We start from the raw sequence: 14,286 nt of genomic DNA, 5'->3' as shown, positions 1-14,286 counted from the left end.
GCGGCATTCTTTCTTTCAATCAAAAAACATTCCCGCGCCTTGCAGTCCCGCAACGGCAAAGCCGTGCACCCCTTCCGGGCTGCACGGCTGGAAAAAGCCTTCCTTCAGGAAAGCGGCGCTTGCGCCGGTCCGCTACTGGGTAATGATATTCAGTTCAGCAACGGTGGCGCTCTGCTCCCCGCCCTTCACCGGGGACCGGGCGTCCAGCTTGAAATAGCGGGCCTCCACAGGCTTGCCGAAGTCGATGCGCTGAACGGCGGGGTCCTTCCGGATATAATGGTAGGTAAACTGGCCCTTCTTGACTTCCGTCCAGTTCTGCCCGTCATCGGAAACGGAGAACGTGTACTGGCTGATGAGGCCCTTGTCCTTGTCCATTCTGGGCGTGTAGATGAATCCGGTGAACTTCATTCTGGTTCCCATGTCCACGGCAATGGAGTGGGGGAAGCCCGGCAGGCCGTTCGTATAGGACGTGTGCCAGCAGGTATCCGGATTCCCGTCAATGGCGAAGTGGGCGAAGCCGGTATCCGGCTCTTCCGAGGAAGCGCTCAGGATCTTCCATTCGCCCTGCCCCTTGACGAGGGGGAATTTCCGCTCGCCGGGAGACGTGGGAGGCACCTTGCCGGATTTTCCGGCGGCAGCCCAGGCCCTCACTTCCCCTTCGGGAAGCTTGAAGGGTTTCCGGTACGTTTTTTCCGGTCCCTTGTTGACGGAATACTTCATCTCCGCTCCGGGCGTGGAGGAAACCAGGCTGACCATGCCGTCCCCGTCCCGTTCAATCACGGGGGAATGGGGCACGCCCAGTCCCGCGCGCGCCAGGTTCAGCAGGGCGGACGTGGGGGCCAGCACAAAGCCCAGGGGGGTGGCTTCGCTCAGCGTCTGGTACTTCGCCAGGGGGCGCGGTCCGCAGGAGGAACCGCCCAGCCCCATCTGGAAGGCGTCCAGATTCACGACCACCTTGTCCTTCTCCGGCAGCCTGTCCAGGCTTTTGGCGTTGTTGAGCTCCTTCGGCGTATAACGCAGGATGGACACTTCCAGCGGGGCCCTGGGAGAGGCGGAGCCTACCCACAGCGCCGGAGCCGCCTTGGGTCTGGACAGGGCCACCCAGTCCGTCTCCATGCGGTTGCCCATGTCCTGGGGGCGGGAATAGGCGAAAAACATGTCGTCCACGGAAGTGCGGAACACGTCCTTCCAGCAGCTCGTGCGGCGGTCCCGGTAATTGTCCCACGGCCCCAGCCCCAGGTATTCCACCTGGTCATAGGCGGCAGGCATCCCGAAGGTGACGCCCAGCCGCAGGAGCTCTTCCCCCTTGGCGGAGGGATACATTCTGACGGAGGCATTGATGACGCCGTTGCCGAACACCGTCCAGGCAACCTCCCCGGAGAAGGAAAGGCCGGAGCCTTTCGTCCGGAATTGCGCCGTAATGCGGGCCACGCCGGGAGAAATGACGGCGGCCTTCACATCGGAATACTCCGCCTTCATGGTCTGCATCTTCATCTTCCCCTCAACCTTGCTCCTGATCCAGGCGTCGTTGTCCACCGGGGAACGGTACGCCTGGAGCGCCACCGGATAGCCGGGCAGAATCAGGTCCTGGCTGCCGTACCGGAGGGCGGAAAGCATGCCGTCCTTGAAGGAGGCGGAAAAGCCCTTCCCCTGCACCACCACGGGATCGCCCTGGCGCACGGAGACGGCGGGCAGCGCCGCCGGAGCCTTCACGGAAGCCTCCTTCTCCACGGCCGCCGGGAACCACTCGTAAGCTTCGCACTCGTCCGCCACATGCTCCAGTTGTTTGGCGGAAAGCTCCTTCACGTCTTCCGGCAGCTTGAACCGGGCGTCCGCCAGAACCATCAGGGAGCCCGTCTGCATGGCGGCGGAAGGCAGTTTCACCGTCACGGACTTGCCGGGGGCCGTCTCCGGCAGAGCCATGCGCTCCACGGCATGCTTGCCGCCGGGCGCGAGGGACACCAGGTAAAGCGTATAGCCCTTCAACGGCTTGTGGAAATACTTGTTGCGAACGGTCAGGGAACCGTCCTTGCGGTCAAAGGCCATGTACTGGTACACCTTCTTTACTTCCTTCGTCTTGGCCGTGGTGTTCCGGTTGCCCAGAATGATGCCGTTGTCGCAGAAATTGGCCTGGTTGGGCCTGTCCCCGAACATGCCGCCGTAGGCCTGCGTCACGCCCTTGAAGGGAGCGGGCTTGTAAATGCCGTTCCCGGCAGGGTTGGCGCGGAGGGACTGGTCCACAAAATCCCAGATGGCCCCGCCCACCATGCGAGGGGAGGACTCAAAGGCTTCCATGTACTCCTTGAAATTGCCCAGGGCATTCCCCATGGAATGGGCGTATTCGCACACGAAGAAGGGGCGGGAAGTCTTCTGCTTCCCCCAGTTTTCCACCCGGTCCACGGGCGGATACATGGCGGAATCCATGTCCACGGCCTTATGGCCGTGCGGGAATTCGCAGTAATGGAGGGGGCGCGTATCGTCATAGGCCCTGATGGCTTCCGAGGCCGCTTCAAAATTCGGCCCGTTGCCGGACTCGTTGCCCAGGGACCAGAACACGATGGAGGGATGGTTCTTGGAACGGTGCACCATGCTCATGTTGCGTTCCACATGCGCCTTCTTCCATGAAGGCTTCCGGGAAATATCCATGCCGCTGTTGCGGATGCCGTGGGCCTCGCAGTTGGCTTCATCCATCACGTACAGGCCGTAGCGGTCGCACAGTTCGTAGAAATAGGGATGGTTGGGATAGTGGGAGCAGCGGACGGTGTTGATGTTGTGCGCCTTGATGATCTGCACGTCCTTTTCCATCACCTCCCGCGGGATGGCGCGCCCGTAGTCCGGATGCGCTTCATGACGGTTGACGCCCTTGAACTTGACGGCCTTTCCGTTGACCAGCACCGCGCCGTTATCGGCGATTTCCACGGAACGGAAGCCGATATTGACGGACCGGGGGTCCTTCCCGTTCAGGGAATAGGTCACCTTGTACAGGTTGGGCGTTTCCGCCGTCCACGGCTTCACGCCGGGAAACTTCCTGTCCAGAGCCACCTGAACCTCGCCTCCGGCGGGAATGGCGGGAACTTCCAGCGTGCCGGAATCCAGCCTGCCCCTGTTGTCCGTCTGCACGCGGCCGGAGCCGCTCGCGCCCTCCCAATTTAAATTGGTGGAAATCCCTTCAATGGAATAATCCAGCTTCATTCCGGCGGGAATATCCTTCTTACCGGAATTGCGGATGGTGAACGTTCCGTCCAGCACCCCGGTCGTGTAATCCTTCCTGTCCAGCCCCGCCTTCAGGAACAGGTCGCGCACGTGCACCTGCGGCTGGGCGAACAGGGTCACGTCCCGGAAAATGCCGGAAAGGCGCAGGAAATCCTGGTCCTCCAGATAGGAGCCGTCGCTCCAGCGGTACACCTCCACGGCAATCGTGTTCCTGCCCGGCTTCACATAGGGAGTCAGGTCGAACTCGCCGCCCGTATAGGAATCCTCGGAATAGCCGACTTTCCGGCCATTCACCCACACGTAAAAGGCGGACTCCACCCCGTCAAACCGGATCATTACCTGCTCCCCCTTCCAGGAGGCGGGGAGATTGAAATCCCGTCGGTAGGAGCCCACGGAATTGCGCTCCTTGTATGCCGGCCAGTTCCTGGGCGGCTCTCCCATCACCTTGGGGGGATTCGGCTTGAAGGGATACGGGACGTTCGTGTAAATGGCCGTTCCATAGCCCGCAAGCTGCCAGTTGGAAGGCACCTTGACCGTATCCCATCCGGAAACGGAATAGGAAGGCTTGAAGAAATCGGCAGGCCTCCCGTCCGGCGTCATGGAAAACTTGAATTTCCAATCGCCGTTCAGGCTCAGCGTCTTGTCTCCCGCCGGGAGAACGGAGGCGCGGGGAGCCTCCTTGTTGATTCCCGTCACCTCTTCATTCTCCCAGTCCGGGGCTTCCCCCAGCAGGGGCAGCGCCGGAGCCAGGCACATCATGGAAAACAAAAATGCTCGTACCGTCTTCATCTCGGGTCAGGTGCTGGATTGCTTACTTGTACTTGTTGATGGAAGGGTCCTGATAGCGCTCGGAATCCTTCTTTCCTTCCTCCCCCCCGGAAGGCTTCAAGGTCCATTTGCAGGAATCCGTGTACGTTTTCCCGCCCACGGAGGCCGTGGCCGTGATGGTGTTGACGCCGGGCTTGAGAGTCACTTCAGGCCAGACGGCGCGCTTCAATTCATCCGGCTTGACGCTTCCCACGGCCTTCCCGTTGACGGCCAGCTTCACCGCAGGGGCATTGCTGTAAACCTTCACGGGCACCGTCTTTTCCGTGCGCTCCGCAAACCTGCGGGACGTAATGTACACAGTCGGCTGGGGACTCCAGTTGGCCTTGTAGAAGAAATAGGCGTCCTTGGGCGTCTTGCGGTCATAGGTCACCAGCCCCTTGTCATTGATGCCGGGGCTTTCCCCCTCAAAGCGGGAGGCGGAACCGAAGTCAAACATGTTCCAGACAAAGGAGCCCCACACCTCCGGCCTCTCCCTGATGCACTTGTAATTGATCTCATGCGCCTGGGACTGCCATTCCTCCGGATGCCAGAACCCCGTGGGGGACGGCCTTTTGGCCGGATTCTCATGCATGCCCGTGCTGGCGCCATGGCCGTATTCGCTGACGGCGATTCCCATTTTGCCGCCGTAATCGCGGATGTAGCCGTTCAGGTTCCCCTTCATGGTTTCCGGGCCGCCCCCGTACCAGCCGGGATACGTATTGAACGCGATGTGGTCCGGAATATTGTTCAGCTTCTTGCGGCCCGCCTGGTTGCTGGCCGCCACTGTCATGCGGGAGGGGTCCGTCTCCTTCACGAACTTGTTCAGTTCCGTCAATTCAGCCTCCATGTCCACCCCTTTGGAGGAAGCCTCCGGCTGGTGGCCGATTTCATTGAAAATGCCCCACATGCAAATGGAGGGGTGGTTCCAGTGCTGGTAAATCATTTCCCGGGCCTGGAGGCGGTTGTTCTCCCGGAACTCCGGCGTATCACGCACCAGGTTGACGTTGGGCACCTCGGACCAGACGACCAGCCCCGTCTTGTCGCACAGGTCGTAAACATTACTGGAGGCTGGATAGTGGCCCGTTCTCAAGCCGTCCGCTCCCATGTCCGCAATCAGCCGGATGTCCCGCGCCTCATCTTCCGGAGAAAGCGCCCAGCCCTTCCCCTTCATGTCCTGGTGGCGGCTGACGCCCTTGACCTGCATGGGCTTCCCGTTCAGGACAAAGCCCTTCCCGGGATCGACGGAAACGGTCCGGAGGCCCAGAGGCTGCACTATTTCGTCCGTCTGGCCGTCCGCCGTCCTGATGGAAGTCTTCACCTGGTAGAGGTAGGGATTCCTGACTCCGTTCCAGAGCACGGGCTTGGCGATCGCCAGCGTTACGGGAACCTCCAGGTTCTTCTTTTCCCCGGCGGCTTTCACCGTCTTTCCGGCCACCTTCCTGCCCTTCATGTCCAGGATTTCCACGGCTACATCCACGTCCCGCGCCTTCCCGTCCGAGTTCAGCAGGGTCTTCACTTCCACCTCCGCTTTGGACTTATCCAGGGACTTCGTCGTAATGAAGACGCCGGGGGAGGCGTAAAAGAGGGGGTCAATGCACACGCCGTCCGTTTCAATCAGCTCAATGGGCCGGTACAGGCCGCCGAACATGGAAAAATCCCCGCGCTGGGGCGCTATATGTTCCCGCTGCGTATTGTCCACCAGAACGGAAACCGTGTTGGCGCCTTGTTTCAGGAGGGGAGTGATTTCATAACAGAAAGCGGTAAACGCCCCCTCATGCCTGCCGGCAGGCTTCCCGTTGACGGAAACCTCGGAAACGATGCTGGCGCCTCCGCCGCGGATGAAATACCTCTTGCCCGGCCTGGGGGCCACCGGAAGAGTGCGGGAATAAACGGCGGAGCCGCGCCGGTAGGCGTCGCTGTTGACGGACTTGGCGTCTCCGCGCTGCCCCTTCACGCCGTCCGCGGCATCCTCCGCATTCCAGGTATGGGGAACCGCCACCTTCCCGGAAGAGCCTCCGTTGAAGCTGTAATCCCAGGAGCCGTTCAGGGAATGGACCTCACGGGCATCAGCCGCCAGAAAGGAGCCCAGGGCGCAGCACAGCCCGGCACACGATACGTTGAAAGAGTGAATTCTGATGTTCATGGTACAGCGGAATAATTTATCTCATACGTTCAGGCATGTAAAATACTTTCATCCTGCGGGGGAGTTCTCCCCTTCTTCTAACAAGAATTTATTGGCGTCAAATGGATAGTGTTCAATTTGACATTCATGAACATAACCATGCTTTCTAACATTTTCGGTTCCTGCACTACCAGAAACTTTGATTTTCCGATCGGATCAAAGAAAACATAAGTAACAACATATCCTTTACGGTTACGCGTTTTCCGATGGAAAGCATAAGTTTTCTTTACTATAAGGATGGCCTTTTTCATTAAAACCGTGTTTGTACAAACACGAGGAATGAGTATGAGAAAAGCACCGAATACAAATAAGTTGAAATACGTTGGAGCCGCGCTTCTGGAAGGGGAATCAGTCACCCTGATCCAGGCTGCAAGGCTGGTATTGGAAATCAAGGAGGCCCTGGGAGATGAAATCTGCACCATCACCCGGTGCAGGGAAGTCGTCTCCCTGGGACTGAACGCCATCAAGAACAAACACCATACCGTCAGCTTCGGTACGGCGGCCGTGGAATGCCTGCGTTCCAAAAGCCATCGCCGTCCCCGGACGCTGACGGACATCAGGAGCATCATCCACAAGCTCAAGAAGAGCAACCCGGAACTGGAGCACACGCCCCTCCGGAACCTGAGCGTGGAGGAATGCCAGAGCATCCTGATGAACACCTTCACCACGTCCCGTCAGAGGCACAAGGCGAGGCTCATCCTGAGCGGCATCTTCTCCTTCTCCGTCAAGCGCGGATGGTGTGATGAAAACCCCATCCTCCGTGTGGATACGCCCTTCCTGCGGGAGCAGGAAATTCCCGCCCTGACGCTGAAAGAAGTGACCCAGCTTCTCAAGGCGTGCATGGATGAATTTGACGGAAGCTGCGTGGCTGGAGCGGCCCTGATGATCTTTGCGGGCATCCGTCCGCAGGAAGTGGAACGCCTGCTCTGGGAAAACATCGCCATCCGCGACGGCTGCGTGATCCTGAACTCCAAGCATACCAAGACCGGAGGCGCCAGACACGTCACCATCCTGCCCGTGCTTGCCAAATGGCTCAAATTCTGCCGTGACAAAAGCAAGCCCGGACCCGGCACGCCCATCTGCCCGAAGGGCTGGACGATCAAGTGGCGCAAAATCCGCAAAAAAGCCGGCTGGGGCGGAAGAAAGAAATCATGGGTGCCTGACTGCCTGCGGCATACCTATGCCAGCTATCACGCCAAGCACTTCAAGGATTACAACCTGCTGCAAATGGAAATGGGTCACCGCTCCTCCTCCCTGCTCCGCACGCGGTACCTGAACATGAAAGGCATTTCCCCGCAAACGGCCACGCGCTTCTGGGGGCTGACGCCGGCCAAGGTCATTGCGGAGACGGAACCGCCGGAAGAACCGCCGGCGGCCTGATGGGCAAAGAGAAAAACGCTTTGGAACGGAAGGCCCTTTTCCCTGCCGGGGCATGGAAAAAAGGCCGTTTCCTACAGCTCGTAATAGGTATATCCGTTCAGGCCGGAACGGAACACTTCCAGAGCCCTCCGGCGTTCTGACGGCGATATTTTCCCGTCGGCTACGGCCTGTTCCGCAAACGTGCGGAACTTGTTGATCAGCTCCTTGGGGTCATACTCCACGTAGGAAAGGACGTCAGCCACCGTATCGCCCTCCACTTCATGGGTGTAAACGGGGCGGCCGCCTTCCAGGTGCACGCCCACCACGTTCGTATCCCCCAGCAGGTTGTGCAGGTCTCCCAGGGTCTCCTGATAGGCCCCCACCAGGAACACGCCTATGTAATAATCGTCCTCTCCGGGCTTGATGGCATGGAGGGGGAGAGCGGTAGCCACGTCCTCACGGTCGATGAAATGGTCTATCTTCCCGTCGCAGTCACAGGTAATGTCCGCCAGCACGGCCTTGTTCGTGGGCCGTTCGTTCAAACGGTGCAGAGGCATCACGGGGAAAAGCTGGCGGATGGCCCAGGAATCCGGCAGGGACTGGAACAGGGAGAAATTGCCGTAATAAAAGTCCACCATGGAGCAGGAAAGCTCCCGGAGGTCTTCCGGAATGGTTTCCATCTCCGCCAGCATGCGGGAAATGCGGCTCAGGATGTGCCAGTAATAGGCCTCTCCCAGCCCGCGCTGGCGCAGGGTGGCGTTCCCGTAAAAAAACTGGGCGCGCAGCTGGTCCCGGTAATAGCAGGCGTCATTGTAGCACTCCTGCATGTTCTTCCTGGCCAGGGTCCGGTCCGTATCCGCAAAAGCCTTCAACAGCTCCGGCGCATCCTCCGGCAGCTCGGGCGGCGGTTCCTCGCCCGGCGCGCTCGTCACGTCCAGCACGTTGAACACCAGCACGGAATAATAGGCCACCACGGCACGCCCGGACTCCGTCACCAGCGTGGGATGGGGCACCTCGTACTTGGTGCACATATCCCCCACCACCTCCACCACGTCACGGGCGAACTCCGCAATGGAATAGTTGCAGGAGGAATGGAAATTCGTCTTGGACCCGTCGTAATCCACGGCCAGGCCGCCGCCCATGTCCAGCGTGCCCAGCGGCGCGCCCTCCTTCACCAGGTCCACGTAAATGCGGGCGGCCTCCGTCAGCCCCTCGCGCACCACGGAAATATTCGGAATCTGGGAACCCTGGTGGTAATGGAGCAGCTTCAAGCAATCCAGCGCATCCACCTGCTTCAGCTTATCCACCACGTCCACCACCTGGGCCGCGTTCAGGCCGAAGACGGACTTGTCCCCCGCGGACTCCTGCCACAGGCCGGACCCCTTGGCCGCCAGCTTGATGCGCACGCCCAGATTGGGGCGGATGTCCATCCTCCGGGCGCGTTCCAGAATCACGTCCAGCTCGGAAGGCATTTCCAGCACAATGAAAATATTCAGCCCCATCTTCTGGGCCGTCAGCGCCAGGTCAATGAATTCGTCATCCTTGTACCCGTTGCAGATCAGGTAGGCATTCGGATTGTGCATGTGGGCCATGGCGGCAATCAGCTCCGGCTTGGAACCGGCCTCCAGACCGTAATCATACTTGGTGCCGAACTCCGCGATCTCCTCCACCACCTGCCGCTGCTGGTTCACCTTGATGGGGTAGACACCCTGGTACTTGCCCTGGTAATCCGCTTCCTTGATCGCCTTCCGGAAGCTGTCGTTCAGCTCCGCAATGCGGCTGCGCAGCAGGTCCCGGAAACGGAACAGCACGGGAACGGTGGTGCCGCGCTCCTTCAGGCCTTCCAGCAGGTCGCACAGGCTGATATCCTTCTTCCCGCCGTCCTCGTCGTTCAGGCGTACGGTCACTTCCCCTTTCTTGTTGATCCGGAAATAACCGTTCCCCCAGTCGTCAATGCCGTACAAATCTGCGGAATCATGATGACTCCAACCCCGGACTTTCTGCTTGATGCCTTCTTTAGCTGCTGCCATGTCAATCTGTCTGGTCAAATGTTCTAGCCCAGGCGGGCTTCAAAATCTTCATAAGTAAAGCGGCGCACCGTCTCCACGGAGCCGTCCTTCCTCTGGACGGCGATGTCCGGGTGGCGCACGCCGTTGAAAAACGTGGTCTTCACCATCGTATAATGCGCCATATCGTCAAACACGAGTTCGTCGCCTGCCGCCAGGGGCTCCGCAAAGGAATAATCCCCTATCCGGTCTCCCGCCAAACAGGTGGGCGCGCCCAGGCGGTACGTATGGGAGCCCTCCCCGGCGTTCCCCGCCAGCGCGTAACTCTCCCCGGCCATCTGCACGGCGGGCTGCCGCGCGGAACGGAGGGAGGCGTCCCGGACAATCTGGAATACGTCCGGGCGGTAGGGCATTTCCAGCGTATCCGGCATGTGGGCGGACGCGGAAACATCCAGAACGGCGTGCTCCACCCCTTCCGAGGAAAAAATATCCAGTACCCTGCACCTCAGCACGCCGGTATGGATGGCTGCGGCCTCTCCCGGCTCCAGCCAGACCTCCACCCCGTAGCGCTCGCGAATGCGGCGGACGAGCTCCGCCAGCAGCTTCCGGTCATAGCCGGGCTTGGTAATCCAATGGCCCCCGCCCATGTTCAGCCACGTCATCTCCGGGCGGGACAGGATGTGGCCGAAGTGCCGTTCCACCGCGCCCAGCGTAGCCGCCAGGTCATCCGCCCCCTGTTCGCACAGGGTATGGAAATGAAGGCCGGAAATGCCGGCCAAATCCGCCCCCTGCATCATGTCCGGCGTGACGCCCAGGCGGGAGCCGGGCGCGCAGGGGTCATACAGGGGCGTGTGGCCGGTGGAAAACCGGGGATTGACGCGCAAGCCGCACTTCAGTTCCCCGGAAAGAAAGCGGGGATGCCGCATCACCTCCTCCCGGAAGCGGCTCCACTGCGTCAGGCTGTTAAAATCAAGGTGATCGGAAATCTCCGCCAACTCCGCTATTTCTTCCGGAGCATAGCCGGGAGAATAGGTCAGCACATGCTTCCCGAACCTGCGCCGGGCCAGCCGCGCCTCCCACAGGCCGGACGCGCAGCAGCCGTCCAGCCAGGGGGACAGGACATCAAAGCAGGGCCAGCAGGAAAAACCTTTCAGAGCCAGCACGATACGGCACCCGGCGGCATCCGCCACATCCCTCAGGATAAGGGCGTTGCGTTCCAGGGCAGACTCGCTGATGACGAAGGCGGACATAAAGCAACGACAACCTAAGCGATTCAGAACGATTTGCGAGAAAAATTTGAGTAATCTACCATCATACCCTCAAGGCGGCACGCATGAAAGGCTTCCGCCGCGCCTGCGCGGTTCCCCTCATCAAACGGAAACGTCAAAAAACGCCACAAATCGGCACTTCCTGCATTCTTTTCCTTGAAATGGGATGTGTTTTCCTCTTTTATAACGTAACCATTGCGATTGCCATGACTAACATTCATCCCTTCACCACTGCAGCAGCCTGCATCCTGACCGCCGGAGCAGCGCTCTTCACCAGCTCCTGCCAACCTACCTCTCCCGAGAGCTACGCCCGTCAATTCGCTACTGCCCAGCACGTTTCCGTACACGGGTACAACGGCCGTGAAACGCTGACCACCAGGGTTTACGCCGACTGGGGCGGCATGCCGGCCAATGCGCGCCGCGCCATGGAGGAATACATCAAGGGAGCCGAATGGAAAACGATGGACTACATCCGTCCGCAGTACTTCATCCAGGTGGACCGCTCCTACTGGGCGATCTGCATTGACAATGACGGCAACCTGGTGGGCATCATTCCCTTCCGCAATGGCAGGGACGCCCGCAAGATGTCCGTCAACAACCACTTCAAGATGCTGGTCAACACGACGGACCGCGCTCCCGCCCTGGGCTATGCCATCCTGAAAAACCTGGCTTATGCGGACGGCCTCCGCGTCAGCACACGCAAGGCTGACGGCCTGGAAACGCCCGTTCCGGCGCCTCCCGCCGTGAAGGTGGTCGTTCCTCCCAAAGAAACCGCTCCGGCTGCCGCCCCCGCCGCCAAGCCTGCCGCAGCTCCGGCTGCCGAACCCGGCACGACGGAGGAAACTCCTGCGGAAGACGCTACCGGAACGGAAGAAACTCCCGCTGCGGATAACGCGACTGAAGGCGGCGACGCCACGGCGACGGATGACGCCGCTTCCGACGACTTTTAAGATGCCTCCCCTTCCGGGGATGCCATCGCCTTAATTTCCACCACGCTCCGCCGGCACGTACGGCGGGGCGTTTTTTATCCCCGTTCCTCCGGAACAAAAGCAAGTTTGCCGTTATTTTCACCTTCTCCTCATCCTGAAAAAAGAGAACGGAAAAAATGCGTTTTTAAGCGGGACCGTATTTCCGGGAAGGGGAAACTTCCTCCGCTGAATATCGGAAAAGCTACCGCAGGAAAGGCAGGGAGGCTCCCTGCCCGGATGGGGGCAGAATGGCCGTGCCGGGGAATACGCCGTTTTCCCGTGTTTTCCCATGGACAGCCTGCGGAGGAATGGCTTGCCTGAAAAGCCCGGAGGATTTCACGGGAACCGCATGGAACGCCGCAAGCCTTTGCGGCAGATGAAAAGAAACTGAGAGCCAGCGAACGGATATTGAAAAAAGTCCGTTAATCAAAACAGCGTACGCCCTCCGGCCGCCTGTTCATGCGGAAGCCGCAGAAATTGGCGGCGCTTACCGCAGGTCTTTTCAGAACAGGAACGCGGCGCGGAGAAAAGCGCCTGTGAACAGCCCGTTTCATGGAGAAACTGCCCTTCCGGCAAAGGCGGTCACAAGCTGGATGCCCTGCCGGAAGCAGGGCATTCCCATTCACCCGCCTTCACCAGAGGCACATCTGCCGGCCCTGATGGAAAAGAAACCGGAAACTGCTGCGGAATCTCAATTCCCGCCCTTCTTCACCTGGTCGGGCCACGGAACGGAGCTTCCTTCCGGCGCGCCCAGTTCATTACCCTTCTTGTAGGTGGGCATCTGCGCCTTCCGCTCGCGGAGCAGCTTGCCCATCAGGCCGGCCATTTCCTTCAACTTCCGCGGCTCCCTGGCAGCCAGGTTTTCCTTTTCACCGATATCCTTCTTCAAGTTGTACAGCTCAAAGCTCTGGTTCCCATGACGGTAAATCAGCTTCCAGTCCCCGTGGCGCAGGGCGGTGGAAGCACCGTACTGAGGAGCCTGACGATTGTTTTCCCCCCAGTTGTTGGGCTGGTGGAACAGCAGGGGACGGTCCGCAGGGAACCGGCCTCCCTTGAGCAGCGGGACCAGGCTCAGGCCGTCCAGCTTCTGCGGAACCTTGGCGTTCCGGCATCCCGCTATATCCAGAAGGGTCGGGAAAAAGTCGTCAATCACCACCGGAACAGCGCACCTGGAACCGCCCTTCGTCACGCCGGGCCAGGAAACGATCATGGGCTCCCGGATGCCGCCCTCCATGCACGATCCCTTGCCGAAGGAAAGGGGATAATTGGCGTCCTCATTGCCCAGCCTGCCGGAAATGGCCAGGCCGCCGTTGTCCGACATGAACACCAACACCGTGTTCTTGTCCATGTCATGCTCCTTGAGGTACTTCATGATATCCCCCAGGCTCTTGTCCATCCCCTCGATCAACCCGGAATAATGCTTCTCCACCGGAGACCACTTGTGCCCGTCCTCCGGATTCTTGTAGGAATCCGCAAACCTCTTGTCGTAGGCGCGTTCATCCAGCGGGGAGTGCAGGGCGTACTGGGCCATGTACAGGTAAAAGGGCTTGCCGGCCTCCTTCGGATTGGTCCTGATGGCTTCCAGCCGCTTGAGGGCCTCAAGAGTCAGCGCCTCCGTCAAAAACACGTCGTCCTGGTAATAATTATTCTCATCCAGCCCGCGCACATGGTTGAACCCTTTTCCGTAATGCTTGGAACCCCGGTAATCTGCCGGGTGACCGATCTCCGTACCCGCAATATTGTAGTCAAACCCCATATTCAACGGGTTGGATCCCGGCGTTCCCTGGGTGCCGAAATGGGCCTTCCCGCAGTGCACGGTGACGTAGCCGCACTTCTTCAGCATCTCCGGCAGCGTGGCCGCCGTGACGAAGGGGCGCGTCATGTTGTAATGCATGTCTTCCCCGGAAATGGGGCGTTTCGTCGTCCCCCGGGCGGGAATCCCGACCGGCTGGAGGCCGTTGAGGGCCCAGTCCGGCGGCTGGAGATTTTTGTTGTTGCGGTCCGTCGTTCCGTTCTGCTCCCTCACCCAGCAGGTCACGCGGTGCCGCGCCGGATTCATGCCGGACATCAGGCTCACGCGGGAAGGCGTGCAGAGGGGGTGGGCGTACGCATCCGTAAACGTCATGCCCTGCGCGGCCAGCTTCTCCATGTTGGGCGTGCGGTAGCGCTTGTTCAGGAACGTCTTCTTCGGGTTGCCCCGGTCGTCGGACCAGAACGGGTGGGACGTATCCTGCCAGCCCATGTCATCCACCAGGAAAACGATGATATTGGGCTTCTTTCCGGAAACGGGGTGGGAAGTATTGCTCTGGGCGGACGCCCCGGCAAGCAGGGAAAACGCGCCGCAGGCGGCGGACAGGAGACAGGCGGAGAACTTCATGGTCGCAACATATTTAATATAATCGTCAAAATCCTTTCAACCTAAAAATACGCACAAGCAACCTCTGGTCTTTCCTCTTTTTTCCGGAAAAAGGCATCATCCTCCG

7 protein-coding genes are annotated in these 14,286 nt (G+C 59.8%); 2 read left to right on the top strand and 5 right to left on the bottom strand.

Annotated elements, in window-relative coordinates; genetic code table 11:
• Positions 1-132 precede the first annotated feature (132 nt).
• Together QSJ36_RS00730 and QSJ36_RS00725 are read right to left on the bottom strand one after the other, a co-directional pair.
• A complete protein-coding gene (locus QSJ36_RS00730) occupies positions 133-4,002 on the bottom strand; it encodes a glycoside hydrolase family 2 TIM barrel-domain containing protein (protein WP_285466117.1) in 3,870 nt (1,289 codons plus the stop codon).
• Positions 4,003-4,024: 22 nt separating this feature from the next.
• A complete protein-coding gene (locus QSJ36_RS00725) occupies positions 4,025-6,163 on the bottom strand; it encodes a glycoside hydrolase family 2 TIM barrel-domain containing protein (protein WP_102728300.1) in 2,139 nt (712 codons plus the stop codon).
• A 351-nt stretch (positions 6,164-6,514) separates the two neighbouring features.
• Here QSJ36_RS00725 and QSJ36_RS00720 point away from each other — a divergent pair, with 351 nt between their 5' ends.
• A complete protein-coding gene (locus QSJ36_RS00720; protein ID WP_180970937.1) occupies positions 6,515-7,582 on the top strand; it encodes a site-specific integrase in 1,068 nt (355 codons plus the stop codon).
• A 71-nt stretch (positions 7,583-7,653) separates the two neighbouring features.
• Here the strand turns inward: QSJ36_RS00720 and speA are convergent, their stop codons facing one another.
• Together speA and nspC are read right to left on the bottom strand one after the other, a co-directional pair.
• Positions 7,654-9,591, bottom strand: coding sequence for a biosynthetic arginine decarboxylase (gene speA / locus QSJ36_RS00715; RefSeq protein ID WP_022396718.1), 1,938 nt, complete (start codon positions 9,589-9,591; stop codon positions 7,654-7,656).
• 23 nt (positions 9,592-9,614) lie between these two features.
• On the bottom strand, positions 9,615-10,817 hold the full coding sequence (gene nspC, locus QSJ36_RS00710; RefSeq protein ID WP_285466114.1) for a carboxynorspermidine decarboxylase: 1,203 nt from the start codon (positions 10,815-10,817) through the stop codon (positions 9,615-9,617).
• A 224-nt stretch (positions 10,818-11,041) separates the two neighbouring features.
• On the opposite strand from nspC, the gene QSJ36_RS00705 reads away from it, so the two are divergent.
• Positions 11,042-11,785: a hypothetical protein gene (locus QSJ36_RS00705; RefSeq protein WP_146017735.1), complete on the top strand. Its 744-nt coding sequence runs from the start codon at positions 11,042-11,044 to the stop codon at positions 11,783-11,785.
• A 709-nt stretch (positions 11,786-12,494) separates the two neighbouring features.
• Here QSJ36_RS00705 and QSJ36_RS00700 read toward each other — a convergent pair.
• Positions 12,495-14,180: a sulfatase gene (locus tag QSJ36_RS00700; RefSeq protein ID WP_250715264.1), complete on the bottom strand. Its 1,686-nt coding sequence runs from the start codon at positions 14,178-14,180 to the stop codon at positions 12,495-12,497.
• Positions 14,181-14,286: the final 106 nt, after the last annotated feature.

The organism is Akkermansia sp. NBRC 115031 (assembly GCF_030268505.1).
Classification (GTDB): domain Bacteria; phylum Verrucomicrobiota; class Verrucomicrobiia; order Verrucomicrobiales; family Akkermansiaceae; genus Akkermansia; species Akkermansia massiliensis.
Note: the sequence above shows the minus strand (reverse complement) of the source record. Positions and strands in the feature narration are given on the sequence as shown.

Bases quoted from the DNA above. Each gene is read 5' to 3' on its own strand.
- QSJ36_RS00730 (WP_285466117.1), bottom strand. From the start codon at position 4,002: ATGAAGACGGTACGAGCATTTTTGTTTTCCATGATGTGCCTGGCTCCG.
- QSJ36_RS00725 (WP_102728300.1), bottom strand. From the start codon at position 6,163: ATGAACATCAGAATTCACTCTTTCAACGTATCGTGTGCCGGGCTGTGC.
- speA (WP_022396718.1), bottom strand. From the start codon at position 9,591: ATGGCAGCAGCTAAAGAAGGCATCAAGCAGAAAGTCCGGGGTTGGAGT.
- nspC (WP_285466114.1), bottom strand. From the start codon at position 10,817: ATGTCCGCCTTCGTCATCAGCGAGTCTGCCCTGGAACGCAACGCCCTT.
- QSJ36_RS00705 (WP_146017735.1), top strand. From the start codon at position 11,042: ATGACTAACATTCATCCCTTCACCACTGCAGCAGCCTGCATCCTGACC.
- QSJ36_RS00700 (WP_250715264.1), bottom strand. From the start codon at position 14,180: ATGAAGTTCTCCGCCTGTCTCCTGTCCGCCGCCTGCGGCGCGTTTTCC.